A 25086-nucleotide genomic window follows, 5' to 3' on the forward strand; every position below is an offset into this window, starting at 1 on the left:
GATGCAAGGTTCGCAGGTCATGCTGGACATCCTCACATCATCGATTGGGCCGCGGGCGCCGGCGATCGATCTCCATGATCTGATTACGGAGCTGTTTCCAATCAACCGTAGCCTCACGGGAGCTGGGGTCCGTCAGACGCTCGAGATCGTCTCACGCTATGTCGACCTCGTGATTCACGAGGTGCCGTCCGGAACGCCCGTCCTCGACTGGCATGTGCCGGCGGAGTGGAACATTCGTCGCGCGACGATCTCGACCCTGTCCGGTCGCCGTCTCGTCGACTTCGCCGACAGCAATCTGCATGTGATGGGCTACAGCAGGCCGGTCCAGGCGGTGCTCAGCCGCGCTGAGCTTGCGAAGCACGTTCATACCTTGCCGGAGCAGCCTGATCTCATTCCATACCGGACCGGCTATTATGCCGACGATTGGGGGTTTTGCCTGCCGGATCGTCTCTGGCGGGAGATGACGGACGACAGCTACCACGTCGAGATCGACAGCGAGCTCTTGCAGGGATCGTTGACCTACGGCGAATTCTTCGTCCCCGGACAGACGGACAAGGAAGTCCTGATCACCTGCCACGTCTGCCATCCGAGCCTCGCCAACGACAATCTCTCAGGGATTGCCGTCATGACGGCGCTGGCGATGCGGCAAGCGCAACGGCCCCGCCGGCTCGGGTACCGATTTCTATTCCTGCCGGCAACGATCGGCGCGCTTGCATGGCTCGATCGCAACGAGCGGGATCTCGACCGTGTCGAACACGGCCTCGTCCTCACCTGTCTCGGCGACCCCAGTGGATTTCACTACAAGCAAAGCCGGCGGGGCGCGACCATCGATCGCGTCGTCGCGCATGTCCTGAAGCAATCAGGGCATCCTCACGAGATTCTGCCATTCAGTCCCTATGGATATGACGAGCGGCAGTTCTGCTCACCGGGATTCGATCTACCGGTCGGGTGCCTGATGCGCGGCGTGCACGGCACATTCCCCGAATATCACACCTCGGCCGACAATCTGAATTTCGTCAAGCCGGACTGTCTCGACCAATCCTACGCCGTCATCGAGGAGGTGCTGGATCTGCTCGATCGTGACTGCATCTACGAGCGCGTCGATGGGCGAGGGGAGCCGCAACTGGGACGGCGTGGTCTGTATCGCGCGATTGCCGGTCAGCGCGAGGCAGGTGGCGCGACGCAGATGGACCTCCTCTGGGTCCTCAATCTGGCGGATGGCAGGCACAGCCTGCTCGACATGGCAGTCCGGGCCGACGTTCCGTTCGCGCGAATCGAGGCCGCCGCACGGATCGCGCTGGACGCCGGCCTCGTTATCGTAACGTCATCGCCCTCTCCGTCAGCACCGGAGCATGTGAGCCGACAAGACCAGAGTGAGGCGTCATGAGTTCGCAACCGGGCAAGCCCCGCATCGCCGTCTTTTCACTCCGAAACATCTTCGGTAAGGCGCTCAATCGCGGCCCCCACGTCGAGTTCGAGGACATCATCTGCGAGGTCGATTCCGCCGAGCTGTTCGCGCCCGAGCTCGATCCGTCGCGCAGACGGGCGAGCTTCGCCACCCGGCTGGGCTACCACGCGCCCGTGCTGTTGAATCCTGGGATCGCGCGGATCCAGCCGCGGCAGCAATACGACGTTCTGTTCGCGATCTGTGGATTCCCGCAGGACCTGATCATGTTCGATGCGATCGAGGATCTGAGAGGTGCGTCCAGGACCTCGGTGTGTCTGCTGGACGAGCTATGGGTGAAGGAGATCGCCAAGCACCGGCATTTCCTGAAGATACTCGCCAAGTTCGACGTCGTGATGCCGTTCCAGATCAGTACGGTGCAGCCGCTCAGCGAGGAGATCGGCCAGGCTTGCGTGCATCTCCCGCTCGCCATCGACGCGATCCGCTTTTGTCCCTATCCCGATCCCCCCGAAAGGGTCATCGACGTCTTCAGCATGGGGCGCCGCTCCCGCGTCACGCACCAAACGTTGCTCGCGATGGCGCGGGACAGCGGCCTGTTCTATCTCCACGACACGATCGGCGGCAGCCAGGCCATCGACCTCCGGGAACACCGGGCCCAGATGGCAAACCTCGCCAAGAGGAGCAGGTATTTTCTGGTCAATCCCGGCAAGTTCGACGAGCCGCAGGAGACCGGGCGGCAGGTCGAGTTCGGCTACCGGTATTTCGAGGGCGCGGCATCGGGAGCCATCATGCTCGGTGAGCGTCCCGACAACGAACTCTTTCCGCGGTTGTTCGACTGGCCCGAGGCGATGGTCGACGTGCCGCACACGTCGCCCGACATCGACCGGGTCATCAGGGAGCTGGACGGTGACCCGGTCCGGCAGGACCGGATGCGGCGAAGCGGCATGGCCCAGACCTTGATGCGGCACGACTGGGTGTATCGGTGGGAGACGATCCTGGAGGCCACGGGTCTGCAACCGATGCCGGGCGTCGCTGCACGCAAGGATCGGCTGAAGAGGCTGGCCGAGATGGCGGCCGGTCCGGGGGTGGCGCGCGAGCATGAATTAGATCGCGAGCCGGCATTGTTGGCGCAGTGATGTTTCAATCCTTCTCTCCGCCACAAAGTGGCGTCATCGCGCCCCGGCGGCCCATGTTTCGGCTGCAGACGATTTTATACCGGCTGCATTTCGACGATCGGATGTTTCATTGCCCTGTACGGATCTGTTTGGCCGTGACTGGGAATAGGAAAGTTGGTTGCAATGTTTGAAAGCGATTGAACGAAGATGTCGGAAGCCGTCGCCGCCTATTTCGAGGAACATCGGGAGTCGAACGATCTCGGACGCCGCGCGTTGCGCGGCGGCCTGATTTCCATCGTCATCCAATACGGCAATGCCGTGCTCCAGATCGGAGCGGCCATCGTGCTGGCCCGGCTGCTCGCGCCGGAGGATTTCGGGCTCGTCGCCATCATCACCGTGCTGACGAGCTTCGCGCCGCTCCTCATCGACTTCGGCCTGCTCGACGCCACCGCCCAGCGCAGCAGGATCACACCGGCCCAGGTCAGCGGCCTGTTCTGGGTCAGCACCGGCATCGGCGCGGCGGTGGCGATCGTCGTCGCTGCATCCAGTCCGCTGATTGCCTGGGTCTACGGTGATCCGAGACTGGAGCCGATCGCGCTCTGCGTCGCGATCACCTTCGTGCTGTCCGGGCTGACCAATCAGCACATGGCGCTGCTCCGGCGCACGTTGCAATTCGGCCGCATCGGTCGGATCCAGCTGTTCGGCACGCTGGCGGGGACGGTTGCCGCCGTCGCCATGGCGTTCGAGGGCTACGGCTATTGGGCGCTGGTCATTCGCCCCGTCGTGACATCGATCTGCGTCGTGGTCGCCGCGTGGTCGGCATGCCGTTGGCGGCCCAGCGCGCCGGTGTTCGACGCCGAGGTGCGATCGATGGTGCGTTTTGGCCTCCACGTGGTCGGATTCACCGTGGCCTATACGTTGTCACGGGCGGTGGACCGGATCGCGCTCGGTCTGCTCTACCGGCCCGATCAGGTCGGGTACTACCAGAATGCGATGAACCTGTACGACAACTCGATCTATGCGGCGCTCAATCAGACGCATGCGGTGGGAAGCTCGGCGCTCAGCAAGCTGCAGACCAATCCGGTCGCGCTGCGGCAGAAGTACGAGGCGGCGCTCTCGATCCTGGCCTTCTTCGTGATGCCGGCGGCGGCGATCCTCTCCGTCACCGCCGAGGACCTGACCGTCGTCCTGCTCGGGCAGAAGTGGCAGGCTGCGGGAGCGCTGCTCAGCATCATCGCGCTGCGCGGCATTTCGCACGTCGTCGAGGGCTCGCAGGGCTGGCTGCATCTGTCGCTCGGACGGGCGGACCGGTGGCAGACCTGGGGGATCATCTCGCTCGTCGCGCAGGTCGTTGCGGTGCTGGTGGGGCTGCCATTTGGGCCGGTCGGCGTGGCCTGGGGCGTCGTGGTCGGATACTCGCTGATCGCCCTGCCGTCGGTCATGTACGCCGGACGTCCGATCGGCATCGGTGCGGAGGTCGTGATCCGGGCCGTCGGACCGCAGACCATCGGCGCCGTCGCGACTGCAGCTGCCGGCTGGTGGCTGCAAGCCGCGCTTCTAGGGGCCTATCCCGTCCTCCTGCGCATGTTCCTGTCCGGGTGTTTCTGCGGCTGTCTCTATCTCGCGATCGTCGTCGGCGTGTTTCGGGTCCGCGAGCCGCTCAGGATCGCAGGTACGATCGTGCAGGATTTCGCCGGCAAGCGCTGAGAGGGAGCGAAAGGAGGCTCGGACAGCACCGCACGTCGCGATTAACTATCGCAATCATTGAATACCCCATATAAAACACCCCGTGATTTAAATGCTTTAAATGGTCATGGCCAGCGACAACCACCCGGACTTGGATGTGATGGAGGCGGATCCTGCGCCATCGGCGCAGCGCGAACCCGAATGGTCCGCAGCCGGTTTCGCCGACCGACGGCGGCTCAGCATCCTCAGCGTCTCGCACATGCCGGCGAGCCCGCCGCGGTTCGGGGCACAGGCGCGCATGCACGGGCTGATGACCCAGCTCGCGCGCCGCCACGACCTCACGGCGGTGACGCTGGTCGATGACGCCTTCGACATCGACGAGTGTCGGCGGGCCATGCAGGCCTATTGCCGCGACGTGGTGCTGGTGCCGAACCCCTACGGCCGTGACGGTCTGGCGAAGCGGCTGCTGCAGCTGCGCTCGCTGGTCTCGTTGCGTAGTTTCGATCGGCTGCGCGTGGCCCTGCCGGAGCTGCAGCGGGCGCTGGATCGGGTGCTGCGGACGACACCGTTCGACATCGTCAATCTCGAATTTCCCTATCTCGGCCACTGCATGTTCCGTCAGGCGCCGGCCGGCGCGACGCCGCCGCGGCTGATCGTGGACTCGCATGAGATCGCCTATGACCTGGCGCGGCAGTTCGCCGCCACGGGCGCGAGCCTGGGCCGCCGGCTCTACGCCGGTGCGAACTGGCGCAAGCTGCGCCGCGAGGAGATCGCGGCCTATCGCGAAGCCGATGGCGTTTATCTCTGCAGCGCGGACGACGAGAAGCGTCTGCATGACGACGTTCCGAACGCCCGCACGGCGGTCATTCCCAACGCCGCCGATATCGACTTCTATCAGCCGCGCAGCACCGACCCCGCGCCCGACGGCCGGACGCTGGTCTATTTCGGCCTGCTGTCGACGGTGCCGAACATCGATGCGGTCACGCATTTCGTACACGACATCTGGCCTCGTATCGCCGCCCGGCACCCGGATGCGCGCTGCAAGATCATCGGCGGACGGCCGCCGCCGGCATTGACGGCGCTGGCCGGGCCGCGGATCGAGCTGACCGGCTTCGTGCCGGACCTGCGGCCGCACCTCGCCGCGGCCGCGGCGGTGATCGTCCCGCTGCGGCTCGGTGGCGGCACGCGGCTGAAGATCGTCGAGGCCATGGCGATGGGCAAGGCGATCGTCTCGACCAGCCTGGGTGCCGAGGGCATCGAGGCCATGCCCGGGCGCGACATCCTCATCGCAGACGAGCCCGACGCCTTTGCGGGCGCGGTCAATCGGCTGCTCGCCGAGCCCGATCTCGCGGCGCGGATCGGCGGCGCGGCGCGGCAGGTGGCGGTCGAGAAATATGCCTGGAGCGCGGCGGCGCAGGCGCTTGAAGACTTCTACTGCGAGATCCTGGAGACAAGATCGTGATGAAGGCCGCGCTCATCGGGGCAGGGCAGATCGCCCGCCAGCATCTGGCCTGTCTCAACAGTTTGCCGGGCGTTCAACTGGCCGGCATCTGTGATCTGTCGCCGGCGACGGCGGAGGCCGCAGCCGAGCGTTACGCCATCCCGTCTTGGTTCACCGATCATCGTGCGATGCTGCAGACCGTCCGGCCCGATGTGGTGCATGTGACGACGCCGCCGACCTCGCATTTCCGGCTGGCGATGGATGCGCTCGAGGCCGGCGCGCATGTGATCGTGGAGAAGCCCGCGACCTCGACCTTCGACGAGCTGCAGACCCTGACGTTGCGCGCCAAGCAAACCGGCCGCCATGTCGTCGAGGACTACAACTACGTCTTCAACCGGGCACCGCAGGAGATCCTGCGTCGCATCGAGACCGGCGAGTTCGGCGCCGTCACCCATGTCGACGTGCAGATATGCCTCGACATCCTCGGTCCCGACGGTTTTGCCGATCCGAACTCGCCGCATCCGGCGCTCAGCCTTGCGGGCGGTGCGATCGCCGACTTCCTGCCGCATCTCGCCTCGCTGTCACATGCATTCGTCGGCCCGCATCGCAACGCGCATACCGTCTGGAGCAAGCGCAAGCCGTCGCCGCTGCCGTTCGACGAGTTTCGCAGCGTCGTCGAGGCCGAGCGTGGCACGGCGACGCTCGGCTTCAGCGCGAGCGCTCAGCCCGACGCGTTCTGGCTGCGGGTCTATGGCGAGCGGATGCAGGCGACCGCTAATCTGTTCGAGACGCGGCTGACGTTCGACGGCCCCCGCAACGTGCCGAAGCCGCTGCGCCCATTCTTCAGCGGACTGGAGGAGGGCCGCGACATCCGCCGCGCGGCGCTGTCGACCCTGCTGCGCAAGTTCAAGGGCCCAGGGGCCTATGAGGGGCTGTGGGAGTGCCTGGCACGCACCTATCAGGCGCTAGGCTCGGGAACGGCCTTGCCGATCACGATGGAGGACGTCCTGGCCGTCAATCGGATGGTCGAAGCGATGAAGCCGACGGAGCAGGCGGACATGAGGAAGCTGGCGATATGAAAGCCCTGGTCACTGGCGCCAACGGGTTTCTCGGCCGGCATGTCGTCGATGCGCTGCTGGCCCGCGGCATTGAGGTTCGCGCCGTGGTGCGTCCGGCGACGCGCGTTGACGCGCTGGGCTGGCCGTCGTCGGTCGACATCGTCAGGGCCGACCTGCGCACCTCGCGCGACCTTGTTCGCGCGTTCGAGAATGTGGATGTGCTGATCCATCTGGCGGCCGTGGTCGCCGGCGGCGAGGATGCGCAATTCGCCGGCACGGTAGGCGGCACCGAGCGGCTGCTCGAGGCGATGGCGGGCAGCGCCTGCCGCCGGCTCGTGCTGTGCAGCAGCTTCTCGGTCTACGACTACACGGCGACGCGCGATATCCTCGACGAAAGCGCACCGCTCCAGCAGACACCTGATGTCTACACCCGCGGCGGCTACACCGTCGCCAAATGGTGGCAGGAGCGGGTGACACGCCGTTACGTCGAGAAGCACGGCTGGGACCTCACCGTCCTACGTCCCGGCTTCATCTGGGGACGCGGTCACGGCTATCTTGCGGCGCTCGGCCAGCAGATCGGGCGCCACCACGTCGTGATCGGGCCGCTGACCCGCATCCCCATGACCCACGTCGAGAACTGCGCCGATGTCTTCGCGCTGGCGGCCACGGATTCGCGGGCGATCGGCCAGACGCTGAACGTCGTCGACGGTCTCGGCGAACGGGTCTGGACTTATCTGTCGGACTACATGCGCGGCACCGGCGAGCGCGGCCTCCGGTTGCCCATCCCGCATTGGCTCGCCAGCAGTACCGTACGGCTGGCGTTTGCGACCGTGTTCAGGCGGGCGACCAAAGTGCCGGCGATCCTGACGCCCAAGAAATTCGACGCGATGCTCAAGCCGCTGCGCTTCGACAATCGCAGGCTGAGGGACACGCTCGGCTGGACGCCGCCGCTCGACTACGAACAATGTCGGGCGCGGACCTACGGTCCGTTGCCGGCTTCGGCGGCAGCGCCGGCGTCCTGGTCGTCTGGAACGGCTGCTTCCATTTGAGGGCCGCGATGGTCCAACGGCGCCTGAGATGGAGGGGGCTTTTGGTCGTGCTCGATCTCGCGCGCGAGGCCGTTTCCGTGTCGTCCGCCATTTTGACGTCGCGCGTCTCAAGCGGATTGTTCTGATGTGTGGCATCGCTGGGATCATCGGACGGGTGGACGACGACAACCGCGCAGCGCTGCAGCGGATGAACGACGCCATGCTCCATCGCGGTCCGGATGCCGGGGGAATTTGGGCCTCGGCCGCGGACGAGCGTGGCTGGGGCGCGCTGCTGGCGCACCGCCGGCTCGCAATCCTCGATCTGTCGCCCGCCGGTGTGCAGCCGATGATCGATCCGGTCACCGGGCACGTCATCGTCTTCAACGGCGAGATCTATAATTTCGCCGATCTGCGGCAGCGTCTGGTCAACGACGGCCAGCAGTTCAGCTCGACGGGCGATACCGCGGTGATGCTGCGCGCGCTCGGCCTGCATGGGCCAAAGGCGGTGGCCTGGTTGCGCGGCATGTTTGCGTTCGCCTGCTGGGACCCGAAGGAGCGCCGGCTGCTGCTGGCGCGCGATCCCCTCGGCATCAAGCCGCTGTATGTCGCCCGCGCGTCGAAGCCCGATGCGGGCTGGTCGGTGGCCTTCGCATCCGAGCTGCGCGCTCTCCTGGCGTCCGGTCTTCTGGGCAGGCCCCAGCTCGATCCGCAGGCCGTCGCCAGCGGCGTCTGGAACGGCTTCGTGGTCGGCCCCGGCACGGCGGTCAAGGGGGTCGAGCTGCTGTCTCCCGGCCATCTCACCGCGTTCGACGGTGTCGGCAACGCCATCCGCGACGAGGATTTCTGGTCGATCCCCGAGCGCGCCCCGGACCCGACGATGGATGAGGATCAGCTTGCCGCGATCCTGGAGGAGGGGCTGAGGCTGCATCTCGCCAGCGACGTGCCGCTTGCGGTGTTTCTCTCGGGCGGCGTCGATTCCTCGGTCATGGCCAATCTGGCGCAGCGTGCGGCCAAGAGCCGGATCCACACCTTCACGCTGGCGTTCGAGGAGCAGGAGCTGAACGAGGGGCCGATCGCGCGGCAGATCGCCGCCGCGATCGGGACCGAGCATCACGAGGTGGTGCTGACCGAGCAGCACTTCGTCGACAACCTCGAAGCGGCGCTCGACAGCCTGGACCAGCCGACCTTCGACGGCCTGAACTCGTACTACATGTCGCATGCCATCCGCGGCGCAGGCTTCACGGTGGCACTGTCGGGTACCGGCGGTGACGAGTTGTTCGGCGGCTACACGTCGTTTCGCGACCTGCCGGTCCTGCAGCAATGGTCGAAGCGTACGGCCTGGGTGCCGGCCGGCCTGAAGGTTGCTGCGGCGAAGCTGGCCGCGCAGATGCTGTCGCCGTCGCGCGGGACGGTCGCGCCGCAGACGCGCTGGGCCAAGCTCCCGGAGATGGTTCGACGCGGCGATGATCTTCTGGCGCTCTACCAGATGGCCTATGCGCTGTTCCTGCCCGGTTTTCAGCGCGAGCTGCTCGCGCCGGACCTCGTCGATACGCTGAGCGACGGGCTGCCGGCCGCGATGAGAGCGAAGATCACCGCGGAGACCCGCGCACGCGCCCCGCTGTCGGCGATCAGCGTCATGGAGCAGCGCCTGTTTCTGGGCGAGCGCCTGCTGCGCGACAATGACGTGGCGAGCATGGCGGCCTCGCTGGAGCAGCGGGTGCCGCTGGTCGATCAGGTGCTGTTCGAAAGCGTCGACCGGCTGCCCGATGCGACGCGCTATCAGCCGCTGCGAAGCAAGGCGATGCTCAGGCGGATCGGCCTGCGTGGCCTCGATCCGTCGCTGTTCGACCGGCCGAAGAGCGGGTTCGTGCTGCCGCTCGATCGCTGGATCCGGCGCGGCCTGCAGGATGCAATGGACCGGACCCTGCGGGACCCGCAGGCCGTTGCGCCGGTGGGGCTGGACCCCACGGCCGTGGAGCGCCTCTGGCGTGCCTTCCTCGATGGCGCTCCGGGGATCTATTGGTCGCGCGTATGGTCGATCTATGTGTTCGTGCGTTGGTGCCACCGTCACCGCGTCTTCCGCTGACGTCCGACATCAGAAGAGCCGGCGCCAGATGCGCGTGCTCAGGCCTCCGGCATGACGCTTCCGCCGCACACCGGCACGCGAACGCCGGTCACGAAGCCTGCGAGGTCCGAGGCCAGAAACGCGATCATGTTGGCGACGTCCTGATCGTAGCCGCGCCGTCCGAGCGGCACGGACCGCTCGTAGAGCGGCTGCACCTCGTCACGGTCACGACGGTCCTTGTCGGAGATGACCCAGCCCGGGGCGACCTGATTGACCGTGATGCCATGCGGTCCGAGCTCCCGCGCCAGGGACCGCAGCATGCCGTCCGTGGCGCATTTGGCTGCCGTGTAGGGCGCTCGGTTGGGCAGAGCCAGGCTCGTCATCTCCGTGCCGAGAGAGATCAGGCGTCCCCATTTTCGCTCGATCATGGGGCCGGAAAACACCCGCGCGGTGGCCCAGGCCTGCAGGACCGAGGAGCGAAACACCTTGTCGAACTGGTCGGGTGTCTGCTCGACGACGGGACGTTCGTCGAACCATGTCACTGCATTGTTCACGACGATGTCGACGGGGCCGAGCGTGCTCTCGGCGATGCGGCGCATCGCCTGGACATCTTCAAGCACGGCAACGTCACCCGACATCGTACACGCGTGCTGCGGCTGAAGCTCGTTCAGCTCATCGCATAGTCGTTCGGCAGCAGCGCGTGCCGTCAGATAGTGGATGGCGACCTTGGCACCACAGGCCGCCAGCGTCCGGGCGATCGGACGGCCGAGTTCTCCGGCCGCTCCCGTGACCAGCGCGACCTTGCCCGACAGATCGATCTGGAGCGGTGACCTCAACGGTCTCAGCGCCGGATCGTCCGGCAGGGGACCGAGCGTATTTCGTCGAATTCGTCGTGCAACTGCGCTCGCGGTCCGCATCCACCCGTCCCCCGAAAGTATTCGTTGGCTCGGGTCGAGTATTAAATGCGCGATTAAATAAATTGAATTGCACAATTTGCCGCATTTGTTCGGGTGGGTGCACCGATCGGTTCATAAGGGTGCCGTGCACGCGCTTTTGGTGCCGGCTGCAGCAGCCGGTGAGCGTTGACGAGGGCCGATGCGCTCAGGATGCGCGTGTCGTCGGACTCTCGACGAGACGGTCGCCAAGCGGCCAGTCTGCGCCAGATGTATCCTGCGCTCGGCCTACGGCAGGCACCGGCCTGAACTTGTGCCGGAGCTGCCTGAAATACGGCTCGATGAAGCGCTCGATGGCCGCCGCATAGAGGACCGAGATCAGGAGCGCGAGCGGAAACAGGATGTAGGGTTTGGCGGCGATGGCGGGCAAGTTCTTGTCGATCGTTCGGATCACGACGTTGTGGATCAGATAGATCGCGTAGGAATAGGTGCCGAGCGTCATCACCCAGGCGTGATTGAGATGACGAAACAGCGGCGCGTCGGCGAAGCGGACCGCGAAGTAGAACAGCGGCATCAGCGCCAGTCCCTGAAGGCTGTAGCGGGCGGTCTCCCGGAACACCGGATCACGGTAGATCAGGGAGACCAGCAGCGCCGCCGCGGCGCCGGCGAGCAGTGCCCATTGAGCCACCGACATCCGTCCTGAGGAAGAGCGCTGCCGCACCGGGGTCATGACCAGCGCCAGAATGCAGCCATAGGCGATCGAGTCGATGCGGGTGTCCGAGGCGTAATAGGTGCGGTCGGAGAAGAATTCCGGGGCGTGCACCAGATGGATGCGCCAGGCGAGGACGCCGAGACAGACGAGCCCGAGCAGCGCGCCGATGGTGCGCGGCCGCAGCACCGATCCGAGCAGCAGGGTCATCAGCAAGGGATAGACGATGTAGAAGTGCTCTTCGACCGCCAGGGACCACAGAATGCCGGTGCCGTCGGGAACCGTATTGCCTGGATCGAAGAACAGGCCGTAGTAGTTGGCGAAATACAGGACCTGGGCCGCCAGCCCCTTGGCGGTCATTCCGCCGTCCAGCAGGCCCGCGGCGGTGAGACCGTAAGCGATCGCCAAGGACAGCAGCAAAGGCGGCATCAGCCGGAACACGCGCCGCGCATAGAAGCTGGGAACGTCGAGCGCGCCGGTGCGCTCATGCTCGGCGAGCATGAGCGTGGAGATCAGGAAGCCGCTCAGGAAGAAGAAGATGGTCACGCCGAAGCCGCCGGGTACCATGGCCTGAAGTCCGGAATGGCCCAGGACCACGATCAGCACCGACAGCGCGCGGATGCCGTCGAGTGATGGAATGAGCAGGGATGCGCTGCCATGAGCGTTCATCCCGTGTGACGCTATCGGCGCGGTCCCACCGCCGTCGACAGACGTCATCGGCGGCACGGCGGAAGCATCACGAAGGCGGCTGAACTCGAGAATGTTGGCCATGCTGTCCAATGGAGTCGGAGAAACACCTAGCTTCGCAATTCTCGCGTCAGTACCGCGGCGATCTGTCCGCCGAGCGTCATCGCGTATCGGCTGCGGCGTGGCTGGCCCGCCAGAGCTGAGCCCGCTCCGCATCGATCCGGGCCGTCGCGGCGCGCTTGCCCAGGCGCAGGCAGGCGTGCTGATAGGCGCGGAGGAAGCGCCGGAACTCGAGATCGTCGTAGCGCGGCAGGCCCGCCAGCCAGCTCCGGAAATAGCCCCACAGCATCGCTGCGCTGCCGATCAAGGCGGGATAGGCCGGCAGGTGATAGACCGCCACCGCGAATTGGTACAGCGGCGACGTTCCCATGAAGTACTGGCCGAAGCCCTTCCGCAGGCGTCCAGTCCAGATGCCCTTGTGACTGGCGCCCTGCGGCCGCAGATGGATGAAGCGCAGTGCTTCGGTATCGATGCTCTCGGCAATCCAGCCGAGCATGCGGCAGCGGTGGCAGTCGATACCGTCCCACATGACCTGGCGCACGAAGCCGCCGATCTCCTGGAAGCAGGCGACGCGGTAGAACTTGGTCATCCCGACCGACATCTCGTCGCCGCAGACCTCAGGCTCCAGGGCGCCGGTCTGCGGGTGGACGAACCACGGCTTGCCTGAGGTGGTCCCGACCCGCGGATCGCTCTCCATTCGCTCCATCAGCAGCTCGAAGTAGCGCCCGGGCAGATCGAGGTCCATGTCGAGCTTGCAGAGATAGTCGAAATCCTCCAGCCGCACCGTCTCCAGGCCGGAATAGAACGCCTCGATCACGCCAGGACCGACCTTGCGTCCGCCGCGATCGGCGCGGCGGATCACGCGCAGATAGGGCAGGCGCTGGGCGTACTCCTCGAGAATGGCGGGGGTGTCGTCGGTCGATCCGTCGTCCACCACGATCCATAGCGCCGGCGGCACCGATTGCGCAGCGACGCTGTCGAGAGTCCGGCGGAGGTACTGGCCCTCATCCCGGCAGGGCGAGACGAGCAGGTAGCGGCGCGATGGCGTCACGTATCAAATCCCTTGCGGAAGACGGAAGGACCGATGCAAACCTGCCGCGAGCAGGGGAGTCACCGGTCGCCTTTCAATAAATTAAATCGTAATTTAATATTATGTCATGGCGCGTGTCAAAGTCATGGTGTTTTTAGTCGGCGCGCCATTTCAATGTGTGGTCGGTCCTGCGAGAAGGTCCCATGGATAGCGTCCGCCTCGTGATCCCCGGTTGCACTCAGGCTCAGTCCCGGTCGTCTGCACGGGTGTCGCGCCGGATCGATGCCGTGGGCATCCGGGCGCTTTGCACGGCAGCGCTTGCCCTGCTGATCCTCAGCGGAGCTGCCGAGGCCGCCGAGCCGGCCGCGTCCACCCGGCCGGCATTGGCCGGCAGTCTCCTGCCGGCGGAGCGCCTGGCCGCCTGGAATCCGGGGTTGATGTCAGCCGGCGGTATTCCGAGCCGCACCATCATTTATCGCACGCTGTCTCCGAGCGGGAGAGATGACAGCGGCGCGATCCAGGCCGCCTTGAACGCTGCGCCCGCCGGCCGGGTCGTGATGCTCAACCCCGGTACGTTCATCGTCAACGAGCCGCTCTTGATCAGTCGCCCGGTCACGCTGCGCGGCGCGGGCGCAGGTGCGACCAGGCTGGTGAAAACCAACGGCGCACGCGCACGAACGTCGGCCGTGATTGCCGGCACGAAGGGAATCCTCACGCCGGTCGACCCGAGCTCGTACAGTTATGATCCCAAGCCTGTCATCATCGTCGGACCTTCGCGCTGGAACAATGGCCCCGACAGCAGCGCGTCGCAGAACCTGCTGGCCGACGGCGAACAGGGAACGTCGACCGTCACCCTCGCCAGCGCCGCGAATATGAAGCCGGGCGATTTCGTCCTGCTCGACGAAGTCTCAGGCGCATCGTGGCAGGCGACGCCTGCCGGTTTTCCGGCGGGAGCGAAGGTCTGGCAAGGCGATCGCGTCGCCTGGAACATGCACGATCCGGTTCAGCCGGGCGATGACAATGCCGGCGCGAATGCGGGAGGCCCCTATGACCAGGCCCCCGGCGTCTTGCCGAAGCCGATGTCGTGGTTCGCCCGCGCCGACCGGGCGACCGCCGAGATCAAGGAGATCGCCTCGGTGACCGGGAGCACGGTGACATTCACCTCGCCGCTCACGATCAGCTATCGCAGGGATCACCAGGCGCAGCTCACGCCCTACAGCACCGACCCGAACAGCGGTCGCCACGCCGCCAATCATCGCGACATCCACGTTGCCAATGTGGGCGTCGAGGATCTGAGCATCGTAGGTGGAGCGGACGGCGCGTTGCGGTTCGAAGCCGCCGCTTACTCCTGGGCCAGATCCGTCGAGGTGACGCAGTGGCTCGGCGAGGGCGTGGCGATCAATAATTCGTTCCGGGTCGAGCTCCGCGATTCCTACATTCATACCGGCTCGTGGCCGCAGCCGGGCGGCGCCGGATACGCGATCAGCCTGGCGGCGGGCTCCTCGGAGGTCCTGATCGAGAACAACATCCTCGTCGACGTCTGCAAGAACATGGTGTTCCGGTCGTCCGGCGCCGGCAGCGTCGTCGGCTATAACTATGTCGACGACTCGTTCGATTTCGACAACCCCGGCTGGGTCGAGGTCGGCATCAACGCATCGCACATGGCCGGCGCCCATCACGTCCTGTTCGAAGGCAATCTGTCCCACAATGCCGACAGCGACTACACCCATGGCAACGCGATCTATCTGACCTTTTTCCGCAACCATCTCACGGGGCAACGCCAGCGCTTCGTCGATCGTTCAGGCATTCGAGCCGTGGGTCTCGCATATGGCTCGTGGTGGGATTCGTTCGCCGGCAACGTGCTGGGTCGGCCGGGACGCATGAGCGGTTGGACCTACGACGATCCTTCGATGCAGGCCGGCACGGCGGTTTGGGGGCAGGGCGGTGTCGGCAACGTCTGGATGCTTGGCTACGATCCGGAGCGATGGACCATGGCGCCAGACCCGAAGACGCTGACCACAGTGATCCGCGGTGGCAATTTCGACTATCTCACCAGCAAGGTGGTCTGGACCGACGGCCTCGCGGCGCAGCCGCTCCCGGCGTCGCTGTATCTGAGCGCCAAGCCGGGCTTTTTCGGCAATCATCCGTGGCCCTGGGTGGATCCGACCGGCGATACGAAGCTGCATACGTTGCCGGCCAAAGCGAGATTCGATGCGGGCACGCCGTTCGCGGCGACGCCGGGAACAACGCAATAGAGCTGGCGTGAGGCTCCAACGGGTTTCCGTCAGGTGCGGACACCGAGTCGCGGCCGCCATGCCGGTCGTGTGCGGCTCCAACGAGCCGGTCGCCTGCTCACGGGCTGAGGAGAGGCGGGCATGCTCTGTTGCGACCTCCGCCAGTATCGCGCGGCCTCGACCGTGACGAGCACGAACACGACCCAGGACACGTCGAAAGCGCGCAGCCACAAGGTCTCGAGAAAATCATACAACATGACGAACAAGGCGACGGACAGCAGGATCCACGCTCGCTTGTAGTCGTAGCGCGCCACGCGGCCGATGACGTGAACGGTGGCCGCCAGAAAGACGAGGAGAAAGGCAAGACCCACATAGCCCAGCTCGAGCATCGCATCATAATAGCCGTTGTGGGAGTTCGGCATGGCCTTCACCCAGCCAGGTGCCTCGGTGATGCTCGGTGCGTCTGCCCCGACCAGCCAGAAGCTCTGATAGCCCCATCCCAGGAGCGGCCTCTTCGCGATCTCCATCTCCGAAAAGGCCCATATGGTCGTCCGGCCGGTGAAGCTGGAATCGCCCGTCAGCAGATAGGCGATGCGGCCGGTCGTGAAGCCCGCGAGCTCGCCGAACATGAAGTAGCCAAGGATCATCGCGGTGAGAATCAGAATCGGCGCAAGCCGCAGCGTTCTCGCGATCGCGAGCGTCAGGATGGCCAGGACGGGAGCGACCAGAGCGAGACCGAGCGCGGTCTTCGAGCTCGAGAAGAAGATCAGGGCGATGGCAGCGACGGCAACGACGATCCCGAGCGCGCGGCGCGTTCCGGGATAGAGCAACTCGTGAACCGAGAGCAGGAACGCAATGGCGGCAAACTCGCCCAGCAGGTTCTTTCCTGAGAAATAGCCCTGGTAGCCGATGTCGACCAGCGTGTTGCCGTATAGCGCGTAGGTCGCATAGCCGCCGGGAAGCAACAGTATGTTGAGGATCACGCCGACCGCGAAGCAGAGGAACACCCCGCGCATGATGTTGGCGTTCGGGTTCGACAACAAGGCGGGCAGCACGACGGCGGTCAGAACCATCGCTTCCTGGACGAAGCGGACGAAGGCGAACTCGGGTTTGAATGCCCATCCGATGCTGGCGCCTGCCAATCCGAAGTAGGCGCAGAGAGCGATAATGTTGGGCGGAAGGGCAAGCCGGTCGCCGCGGGCCAGGCGTTGCATCGCAACGACGATGGCGACGGCTGCGAGGACCGGCCAGAAGACCCGGTTCTCAATCCGGCTCTCGAGCAGGCCCTGGAGCCCCGCCGACGGTGGGAAGCTGAAATAGATCAGCGGCTGAATGAGGGACGAGTAGGCGAAGGCCAGCACCGGTATCAGCGCGCAGACGTCGAACGTCCCCGCAGAGGCCCGCGGCCCGGCCGACATCGACGTCGTCGCTGAAATTCTCGGCATCACAATCTGGCTCAGACATTCGAACGGGGCGGCCGGGCCGGCAGCCGCCAGGAATATTGTCGAGCGATATTATCCAGAGATGCAATTAAATAAAAGCGCCTCGTTGTGCGCCTGGGAGACATTGCTGCGACTGCGCCGCAAATCTGCTCTGGTATTCACAAATAAATCGTATTAAATGCGTCGTGTGATTTAAAATTAAATAGTGATATTTTGGTCACCCGCCTCCGTCAGGGAGGTGCGGCCGGGGTCCGCAACCCGGCATCTTCGTGCGGCGGGGCAGATTGAGGGAGAGCGGCTGATGCTGACCACGCATGAATTGCAGGAGCCGGGATCAGCCCTCTATCGCGTAGGGCGCTCCGGGACGGGTCGCGGTCGGCCGGAGGCCGATGCTGCAGCCATGTCCGACCCCGCAGTTCCCGACGACCTCGCGCGCGACGTCTATTGCGTCCTCGGGATACCGGTCGATGCCATCGGCATGCGCGGCGTGCTGCGCCGCATCCGCGACGCTGCCCGACGCAGAACGCGGCTTCTCATCTCGACTCCCAATCTCAACTTCCTGGTCGCCAGCCAGTCGAACAGGAGCTTCAGGGAGTCGCTGATCCTGAGCGATCTCTGTACGGTGGACGGCATGCCGGTGGTCTGGATCGCCCGGCTGCTTGGGATTCCGATCAAGAGCCGGACGGCCGGCGCGGACATCTTCGACGCGCTGAAGTCGGAGGCCGGAGCAGCGAACGCGCTGAAGCTCTTTCTTTTCGGCGGCCCGGAGGGAGCCGCCGAACGGGCCGCCCGGACGCTGAACGGCCAGTCGGCGGGATTGCAGTGCGTCGGTTGGTCGAACCCCGGCTACTTGTCGGCCGAGGAGTTGAGCCGGGATCACATCATCGACGAGATCAATGCCAGTGGGGCCGACTTCCTGGTTGCCTCTCTGAGCAGCGTGAAGGGACAATCATGGTTGCAGCGCAATCATGAGCGTCTCGAGATTCCGGTCCGCGCCCACCTCGGTGCCGCGCTCAACTTCCAGGCCGGGACGGTGAAGCGTGCACCTGCAATCCTGCGTCGATCAGGCTTCGAGTGGCTGTGGCGCATCAAGGAGGAGCCCTATCTCTGGCGTCGCTACTGGAACGATGGGACGGCGATGCTCGGCCTCATGCTCACCCACGTGCTGCCGTTCGTGGTCTGGACCTGGTGGATGCGGCGCACGCATGAGCGGGGTGAGGCGCTGACCATCACGCAGGACTATGGAGCGCGAGCGGTCACGCTCAGCCTGTCGGGGCCCGCCGATGCGCGCCACGTGGACAGGGCCATCCCGGTTTTCCGTGCCGCTGCTGCGTCCCGCAAGCCGGTCACGCTCGATTTCTCGAACGTCTGCGCCATCGATGCGCGCTTCCTTGGATTGCTGCTGATGCTGAGGAAGCAACTGGAAGCCCATGGCTGCATAGCGACGTTCGTCGGCGTTTCGCCGCTGATGGCCCGCATCTTCCGCTTCGGCGGATTGGACCGGCAATGACAGGGGGAGGCTCGTCACCGATCGCATCACAGCTCCCGCAATCGGTGGTTCGATGATCGCCGCCGCGGCGCTCGCCGGCGTTGCGAAGGATTGCCTGAGCCGTGAGTCCGACCAGCGCCCCTCGGCTGATCGCCGCCCATGGAGTGACTCGTGTTCGGAGATTGAGCGTTGAGCGCTGCAAGTCCAAAAGGACGCGAGCTTCTGATCGACTTCTATCGAAGCTGCGCGATGCTGTTCGTATTCTATCATCACACAGCCAACGTCTTTCCGGACTCCGTCGATCTGTTCACGAAATTCAACCCCTTCGCCGAACTGTTCGTCGTGATCTCGGGGTTCATGGTCGGGTACGTCTATCTGCACAAGGAGAGACACGGAGAGCTCGTTGTCCGCGGGTTGAAGGTGCTCGCCGCCTATTTCGTCATCTCGGTGCCGGTCGCGATGGGCATGGCTGTCCTGGGGAAGAAGCGAGAACCGGTGGGGCAGGCGATTTTCGACGTTCTGACGTTCCAGTCCGAGCCGACCTGCATCACGATCCTCAAATTCTACGGGTTGATGTTCCTGCTGCTTCCGTTGATTCTGCTGGTGTTCAAGCGCCGCAGGCTCCTGGTGCTGGCGTTGTCGGCTGCGATCTTCGTGGCCTGCACCTGGTTCAGCAATACGACCACGGCAACCGAGTTCGAGAATCCAGCCGTCATTCTGTTGCTGTTCTCGCTCCAGGCGCAGATGTTCTTCATGATTGGCATCTGGCTCGGAGATCTCCATCGGTCCAACCGCTTGATTGGACCCGCGTTCTACACGGCGCTGGCGGGGATCTTCATCTTCGGGCTGCTGCTCGACTACGGACTCGGCTTTCCCAGCAATGGCGAAAAATACCCCTATCGGTTCGACAAGCTCCTCAACCTGCTTTGGACATTGCCGCTGCTGTTGGCGCTGTTGTGGGCGGTGTTCGCGCGCACCCGGCGATCGCCGGCGGTCGCGCTCATCCTCAACGTCGGCCAGAACTCGCTGATCGCGTTCCTGGGGTCGGAGGTGGTGCGGCAAGCGGTCAAACTCGCGCTCCTCCTGGGGGGCGTTCACCCGCAGGTCTACGGCCAGACAATGATGGGCCTGTTCGATGTGGTCCTGGTGACCGCGGTGCTTTGGCTCTACCGGGCACGCTGGCAGAACCGCCAGACAGTGCTGCACCCGCTCAGCGGGCCGTAGCGGCGTCTTTCGCCTGGAAGTGTTGCTCCAGTGCGCTTGCTCGAATCCTCCCGGGCGGCTTAGCTCATCGCTAACCATTGGCCGCTAGCCTCTCGAGACGCCCGAGGAGGCATGAACTGATGTGGGTGATAACGCTTCATTTTGCAGCCGGGGTCGTTGCCGGGACGATGTTCACGGTTCGCACGCTGCTGGCGCTCGCCGCGATCGTCTTCATGGAGTCTATCGCGGCTTCGATCGTCAGCGGGCTGTCGGCCGCGCTGTATGCCGGCGCCGGTCTGATTGCAGTCCAGGTGGGCTATCTCTCAGGCGTCTATGTCCGCAGCGCTCTGGAGCGTGCCGGCATCGCCCATCCCTCCATTCGCCCCGAGCACCAGCGCTGACGGCCGATCTCTTCTCTGTCACCGGCTCAGTCGATGGCGCGCGCTGACAGACCTACTCGGCCATCACGCTCCCGTAACGAGCGTAATATTTATGGTTGTAGTAGTCGCCGAAGTGATTGGCGTAGCGCTTCAGCGCCTTCATGTTCGTCTTGTTGAGCACGACGCCGAACAGGGCATCGTAGACGTTGGGAGCTGTGTTCAGCGCGTGCTCGACCACCTCGGCCGGCGTGCGTCCCCATTCCACGACGAGGACGAAGCTGTCGAGCAGCGCGGAGATGGCGCGCGCGTCGACAACGGGCGCGAGCGGCGGAAGATCGACGATGACGTAGTCATAGGATGCCCGCAGCTGCTCGAACAGCTTGCGCATCTGCTCGTTGCCGAGGATATCGCTGGTGTCGCGCTGTGCGGCGCCCATTCCCGGCAGAAAATCCAGGCGCGTCACCGGGTCGGTCCAGACTGCGTCTGCGAGCTGGCATCCTCCCAGGACGATGTCGGCGATCCCGGTGCCGGCATCGGGGGCCAGCATGGCGGAAAGCGACGGATTCCTGAGGTCGCAATCGACCACGATCACCCGCTTGCCTGAATTTGCGATGAGCTGAGCCAGCGACGCGGCGATGATCGACTTGCCTTCGTTGGGCAGGGCGGACGTCAGTCCGAAGACCTTCCGCGACGTCCGGCTCGGATCCTGGTCGATGGCGACTTTCAACGAGCGGATGGATTCGGCAAAGCGCGAGGTGGGCATGGCGGATGCGGCCCAACAGGTCCCGGGGCCTCTCGAGACCATGCGCTGGCTGCTGTCGGGTTCGGCCTTGTCGGGGTCGGCCTTGGCAACGGCGTTGACCGTCGCCTTCTTGGTGAACCTGTCGACTTCGCCTCGTTTGAGCAGAGGGACGACTGAGAGGCAGGGCAGGCGCAGGCGATCCTCGACCTGGTCGGTCGTCCGAAAGCTGCGGTCCTTGACCTCTGCGAGCAGGCCCAGGCCGCCGCCGAGCGCCAGGCCGCCGAACAGGCCGATCGCCATCAGCACGATGGACTTCGGCTTGATCTTCTTCTTCGGCGGCGTGGCCGTTGAGATCACCCGCGCCTTCGCAATCGGGAAGGAGCCCTGCTGGACTGAGCCCATGTAGCGCTGAAGGAAGGTGTCGTAGAGGGAACGATAGCTCTTGGCGCTGGTCTCCAGCTCGCGGAGGCTGAGCTCGGCCGCCCTGGTATCCTGCGACCGGACAACGGCCTGCGCCAGCTGCTTCTCGATCTCCTGCTGCTGCTGCTTGGACTCCTCGTAATCGTGCTTGGCGACGTCGGCAAGGCGCCGCACCTCGTCGACGATGGCCTGGCGGATGCTCTTCATCGTCGCGCGGATATTGACGACCGCGATATGATCCTTGCCATATTTGGCGGAATACTCGTACTCGCGCTTGGCGCTATCGAGATATTGCTGACGCAAGCTGTTGATGATGAGCGTGCTGTTCGAATTGCTCAAGGAGAGACCGTCGGGCGGATTGACGTTGCCGCTGAGCTCTGCCGGGGAGAAGTCGGAGACCGCGGCTACGCGGTCGATCGTCATATCGGCATTGCTCGTCGCGAGCATGTCGTCGAACCGATTGAGCCGGGTCATCAGCGAGGCGGTACGCGTGCGCACCGCCACCAGACGGTTGGTGAGCTCGGTGACCTGTTGCTGGTCCATGAACCTGCCGTCGGCCGAGACGATGTTGTACCGGCTTTTCAGCTCGTTCACGGAGCGTTCGGCGGCGGTCGCGTCGTTGCCGAGATCCTGCAGGCGGTCGTGAAGCCAGGCGGTGATTGTGCGGTGCTCGTTCGCCTCCGCCTTCAACTGCTGATCGAAATATTCCTTGACGATGGCGTTGGCGATCATCGCCGCCCGATTGGGGTCGCTGGCGCTGAAATCGACCTCGACGACCGTGCTCGTGCCAATTCTGAAGGCGTTCATCCTGCGCTGGAATTCGTCGAGGAGATCGTCCATCGAGGGCCCGTTCGGCTGCGGCGCCGAACTCACGAGGCGGCGAACCGCATCAACCGCACCATGCAGCGGGCTGGCTTTGCCGTTGAAGTCGGGATCGTCCGCCAGGTTGAGCTTGTCGATGACCGCTGTCGCGATCGACTTCGATTTAAGGATCTCGATCTGCGATTCCATATCGAGCGGCGGCTCGTCCTGAACCGGCGGTTGCGGCTGCACAACTGCGGCTTTCGAGGTGCCGAGCATGATCTTGACGTCCGCCGAATAGGTGGGCGGTAGGATTTTCAGCAGGGCGAAGCTGGCCACGAGCGAAAGCACGGTGGTGATCGCGATCACCAGATAGTGCCGGCGCAGGAATCCCAGCGCCATGTCGAACGGTCCGGGTCCGCTACGTTCCCAACCTTGCTCCTGTGGAGAGGGGGAGGCAACCGTGCTCGCGTTAGGATTGTGCAGCATTTTTGTGAGGCTTTTCAGTTGCGCTTCGGACGTCGGAGCCGCCCGGTTGCCTGCGAGAACGAGGATCTTGTTTTATAACCATTAAATGATATTGGAGTGCCGCGCGATTTAATTTATATTAAATCTGATTTTGCTCAGCAAGTGGCTCTGCAAAATTAAATGTCGCCTGCGTGGAGGGCGTGCCTTGCGCCTGCGGGGGCCTTCTCGGCCGGCCGGATGGCGGCGTCCTGGTCGTCCGCATCCCGGTATTTGGCTGCCGCGTAACGGCTTGTAACAGTCGCTCCCGGCCCATTGCCAAGCCGCGGGTTTTGGGCATCAGTCCTGGCGATGAGCATGCCTGCGGCCACGCTTTTGATGGTGGAGGACGACCCGGAGATCAGCCGGCTGGTCAGCGATTTCATGCGCCGGGAAGGGTTCGAGATCGAGGTCGCCGCCACGGCGCCGGCGATGGATGCCGTGCTGCGAAGGCTGCGGCCTGATCTCATCATTCTCGACCTGATGCTGCCGGGAGAGGACGGGCTTTCGATCTGCCGCCGGCTACGGCAGATCGACGACATTCCCATCCTGATGCTGTCGGCCAAGAGCGACGAGATCGATCGCGTGGTCGGGCTGGAGCTCGGCGCCGATGATTACATGGTCAAGCCTTTCGGACCGCGCGAGCTTCTAGCCCGCGTTCGCGCGCTGCTGCGGCGCTCCCAGGCGAGCCCACCGCGTGACGCGAGCCGGCGTTTCGGTTTCGACCGGTTCGTGGTCGATGTCGATGCCCGCAGCATCGAGATCGTGGATGCGCAGGCCGCGCCGATCCAGCTGACCTCGGCGGAATTCGACCTGCTCGCCTGCTTCGTGCAGCGGCCACGGCGGGTGTTGAGCCGCGACCAGATCCTGGACTGGACGCGCGGCCGCTCCGCCGACCCGTTCGATCGCACCGTCGACATGCTGATCTCGCGGCTGCGGCGCAAGCTCGATGCCGCAAGCCCGGGAACGAACCTGATCACCACCGTCCGCAACGGCGGATACCTGTTCACGGCGACGGTGAGGCCGGTGGCGTGATGATGCGGCTGACGCTTGCGATGCGTATCGGCCTCATCGTCATCATCGGCCTGCTGGCGATCTGGATCGTCACCTTGGCGCGGTTCTACCGCGCCCGTACCGCCGAGCTCGAAGGCGCGACGCCGCCGCCGACGCGGCTGGCCGCGCTCGCCGAGCTGATCGAACGAACGCCCGGGACGGAGCGGGGCCGGGTCGTCGATGCCGTGTCCTCCGACCGCTTCGAGGTCCGGCTGGTCGGGGCCGACGCGGCGGTCCGGCCTCCGCGGACAGAGCCCGCGCCGGTCCGGTCCGGATTGCGCGACGCCTATGCCCGCGCGCTGGGTGCGCGCCCGCTGACCATCACCTCCGTGCCCGAGCCGGAGGGTCGGTGGTTGCCCCGGCTCGCGCGGGCGCCGCAGAATGCCCTGGAGTTTCGCATTGACCTGAACGGCGGCGATGTTCTCGTCGTGGACTCGCGCTCGTCGCTGGTGCTGACCCAACAGGGGCTGCCGATCGGCTTCGGCGCAGGCCTGTTCGGAACGGTGGTCGCGCTGTTCGCGCTCCTGATCATGCAGCGTGAGACGCGGCCGCTGGTGCGCCTTGCGGCCGCCGTCGACCGGGTCGACCCCGGCGGGGCGGCGGTACCGCTGCCCGACGTCCGCCGCAATGCGCCAGAGGTTCGCGCCGTGGTCACGGCGTTCGGGCGGCTGCAGGACCGGCTCGCCGATCTGATGCAGGCGCGCATGGCGCTGGTCGGCGGCATTGCTCACGACGTTCGCACCTTTGCCACGCGGCTGCGGCTGCGTGCCGACCTGATTCCGGATGACGCCGAGCGGCAGCGCGCCGTGGTCGATATCTCCGACATGATCCGTCTGCTCGACGACGCGCTGCTCGCGAGCAGGGCGGGTGCCGGCGAGCTGCCGCAAGAGCTTATCGCCTTCGACGAGCTGGTGCGCGCCGAGGTTGAGGATCGCCGCGCGCATCGGGCGCGGGTGCGCTTCGACAATGCAGGCGACGGGCGCGAGCTGCTGATGCTGGGCGACCGCGTCGCGCTGCGCCGTATCGTCGCCAACATCATCGACAACGCGCTCAAATATGGCGAGGCGGCGCACGTCTCGCTGCAACGCCAGCCGGAGCACGCCGTGCTGACGGTCGATGACGAGGGGCCTGGGATTCCCCGGGACCAGCGCAAGGCCATGCTGGAGCCGTTCACGCGCCTGGACACGTCGCGCAATCGCGGCACCGGCGGAGCCGGGCTCGGGCTGGCGGTGGTGCGGACGCTGGTGGAGGCCCATCGCGGCAGCATGGAGATCACCGACGCGCCGCGCGGCGCCCGCATCGTCGTGCGGCTGCCGCTGTTTCTCGACGGACCCGGCGACGTGCATTCCGATCCGGCGTGATCGACGGCGGCGTGATCGGGGCGCTGTCTTCGAGTGGTGGTAATCCGCCGTTCTTCTCGTAAAAGTTGAGGATGACGACGTAGCCGGCGGGAAGGACGCCATGGCCTCCGTCGTCGCCTCACGTGAGGTCGACGATGCGCCTTGCGCCGCTTGATGATCGCGTGGAGATTGTGATAGGTATTCGATGCATCCTCATTGCATCGCCACGCGGATTGAACTGGGCGCGGCGCCGATTTTGTAAACCCATAGTACCGAATGTCATTCAACCGCACGGTCCGCG

General features: G+C 65.1%; 18 protein-coding genes. 13 read left to right on the top strand and 5 right to left on the bottom strand.

Annotation, left to right across the window (positions count from 1 at the left end; genetic code table 11):
- Nucleotides 1-19: 19 nt before the first annotated feature.
- The 7 genes from QX070_RS23380 (at nucleotide 20) to asnB (ending at nucleotide 9819) form a co-directional block, all read left to right on the top strand.
- On the top strand, nucleotides 20-1387 hold the full coding sequence (locus QX070_RS23380; RefSeq protein ID WP_315739481.1) for a DUF4910 domain-containing protein: 1368 nt from the start codon (nucleotides 20-22) through the stop codon (nucleotides 1385-1387).
- Nucleotides 1384-2541: a glycosyltransferase gene (locus QX070_RS23385; protein WP_315739482.1), complete on the top strand. Its 1158-nt coding sequence runs from the start codon at nucleotides 1384-1386 to the stop codon at nucleotides 2539-2541. The genes QX070_RS23380 and QX070_RS23385 overlap by 4 nt, the downstream gene beginning before the upstream one ends.
- 186 nt (nucleotides 2542-2727) lie before the next feature.
- Complete coding sequence (locus QX070_RS23390) at nucleotides 2728-4227, top strand: lipopolysaccharide biosynthesis protein (RefSeq protein WP_315739483.1); 1500 nt, start codon at nucleotides 2728-2730, stop codon at nucleotides 4225-4227.
- 106 nt (nucleotides 4228-4333) lie between these two features.
- Nucleotides 4334-5668, top strand: coding sequence for a glycosyltransferase family 4 protein (locus QX070_RS23395; RefSeq protein WP_315739717.1), 1335 nt, complete (start codon nucleotides 4334-4336; stop codon nucleotides 5666-5668).
- On the top strand, nucleotides 5668-6726 hold the full coding sequence (locus tag QX070_RS23400; RefSeq protein ID WP_315739485.1) for a Gfo/Idh/MocA family oxidoreductase: 1059 nt from the start codon (nucleotides 5668-5670) through the stop codon (nucleotides 6724-6726). The genes QX070_RS23395 and QX070_RS23400 overlap by 1 nt, the downstream gene beginning before the upstream one ends.
- Nucleotides 6723-7754 carry an NAD(P)-dependent oxidoreductase gene (locus QX070_RS23405; RefSeq protein ID WP_315739487.1) on the top strand — a complete coding sequence of 344 codons (1032 nt, stop codon included), beginning with the start codon at nucleotides 6723-6725 and terminating at the stop codon, nucleotides 7752-7754. Before QX070_RS23400 ends, QX070_RS23405 begins: the two co-directional genes overlap by 4 nt.
- 124 nt (nucleotides 7755-7878) lie before the next feature.
- Nucleotides 7879-9819, top strand: coding sequence for an asparagine synthase (glutamine-hydrolyzing) (asnB, locus tag QX070_RS23410; RefSeq protein ID WP_315739488.1), 1941 nt, complete (start codon nucleotides 7879-7881; stop codon nucleotides 9817-9819).
- Between the two features lie 38 nt (nucleotides 9820-9857).
- Here asnB and QX070_RS23415 read toward each other — a convergent pair whose 3' ends face one another.
- From QX070_RS23415 to QX070_RS23425, 3 genes are all read right to left on the bottom strand, one after another.
- Nucleotides 9858-10634 (bottom strand): SDR family NAD(P)-dependent oxidoreductase, encoded by a 777-nt coding sequence (locus QX070_RS23415; protein ID WP_315739490.1) that lies wholly within the window; start codon nucleotides 10632-10634, stop codon nucleotides 9858-9860.
- A 265-nt stretch (nucleotides 10635-10899) separates the two neighbouring features.
- Nucleotides 10900-12069: an acyltransferase gene (locus QX070_RS23420; protein ID WP_315739491.1), complete on the bottom strand. Its 1170-nt coding sequence runs from the start codon at nucleotides 12067-12069 to the stop codon at nucleotides 10900-10902.
- 178 nt (nucleotides 12070-12247) lie between these two features.
- The gene (locus QX070_RS23425) at nucleotides 12248-13198 is read right to left on the bottom strand and encodes a glycosyltransferase (RefSeq protein WP_315739492.1); all 951 of its coding nucleotides are present in this window, start codon (nucleotides 13196-13198) and stop codon (nucleotides 12248-12250) included.
- A gap of 182 nt (nucleotides 13199-13380) precedes the next feature.
- Here QX070_RS23425 and QX070_RS23430 point away from each other — a divergent pair, with 182 nt between their 5' ends.
- Nucleotides 13381-15432 (top strand): glycosyl hydrolase family 28-related protein, encoded by a 2052-nt coding sequence (locus tag QX070_RS23430; RefSeq protein WP_315739493.1) that lies wholly within the window; start codon nucleotides 13381-13383, stop codon nucleotides 15430-15432.
- Between the two features lie 29 nt (nucleotides 15433-15461).
- Here the strand turns inward: QX070_RS23430 and QX070_RS23435 are convergent, their stop codons facing one another.
- On the bottom strand, nucleotides 15462-16856 hold the full coding sequence (locus QX070_RS23435; RefSeq protein WP_315739494.1) for an O-antigen ligase family protein: 1395 nt from the start codon (nucleotides 16854-16856) through the stop codon (nucleotides 15462-15464).
- Between the two features lie 397 nt (nucleotides 16857-17253).
- Between QX070_RS23435 and QX070_RS23440 the strand changes: the two genes are divergently transcribed.
- From QX070_RS23440 to QX070_RS23450, 3 genes are all read left to right on the top strand, one after another.
- A complete protein-coding gene (locus tag QX070_RS23440; protein ID WP_315739495.1) occupies nucleotides 17254-18363 on the top strand; it encodes a WecB/TagA/CpsF family glycosyltransferase in 1110 nt (369 codons plus the stop codon).
- 168 nt (nucleotides 18364-18531) lie between these two features.
- Nucleotides 18532-19566: an OpgC domain-containing protein gene (opgC, locus tag QX070_RS23445; protein WP_315739497.1), complete on the top strand. Its 1035-nt coding sequence runs from the start codon at nucleotides 18532-18534 to the stop codon at nucleotides 19564-19566.
- Between the two features lie 119 nt (nucleotides 19567-19685).
- Nucleotides 19686-19946 (top strand): hypothetical protein, encoded by a 261-nt coding sequence (locus QX070_RS23450; RefSeq protein WP_315739498.1) that lies wholly within the window; start codon nucleotides 19686-19688, stop codon nucleotides 19944-19946.
- A 52-nt stretch (nucleotides 19947-19998) separates the two neighbouring features.
- Here the strand turns inward: QX070_RS23450 and QX070_RS23455 are convergent, their stop codons facing one another.
- Complete coding sequence (locus QX070_RS23455) at nucleotides 19999-22290, bottom strand: polysaccharide biosynthesis tyrosine autokinase (protein WP_315739500.1); 2292 nt, start codon at nucleotides 22288-22290, stop codon at nucleotides 19999-20001.
- Nucleotides 22291-22704: 414 nt separating this feature from the next.
- On the opposite strand from QX070_RS23455, the gene QX070_RS23460 reads away from it, so the two are divergent.
- Nucleotides 22705-23427 (top strand): response regulator transcription factor, encoded by a 723-nt coding sequence (locus QX070_RS23460; RefSeq protein ID WP_315739501.1) that lies wholly within the window; start codon nucleotides 22705-22707, stop codon nucleotides 23425-23427.
- Nucleotides 23427-24806: an ATP-binding protein gene (locus tag QX070_RS23465; protein WP_315739502.1), complete on the top strand. Its 1380-nt coding sequence runs from the start codon at nucleotides 23427-23429 to the stop codon at nucleotides 24804-24806. Before QX070_RS23460 ends, QX070_RS23465 begins: the two co-directional genes overlap by 1 nt.
- The last annotated feature ends 280 nt before the right edge of the window (nucleotides 24807-25086 follow it).

The organism is Bradyrhizobium sp. SZCCHNR1093 (assembly GCF_032381175.1).
In the GTDB taxonomy this organism is placed as follows: Bacteria; Pseudomonadota; Alphaproteobacteria; order Rhizobiales; family Xanthobacteraceae; genus Bradyrhizobium.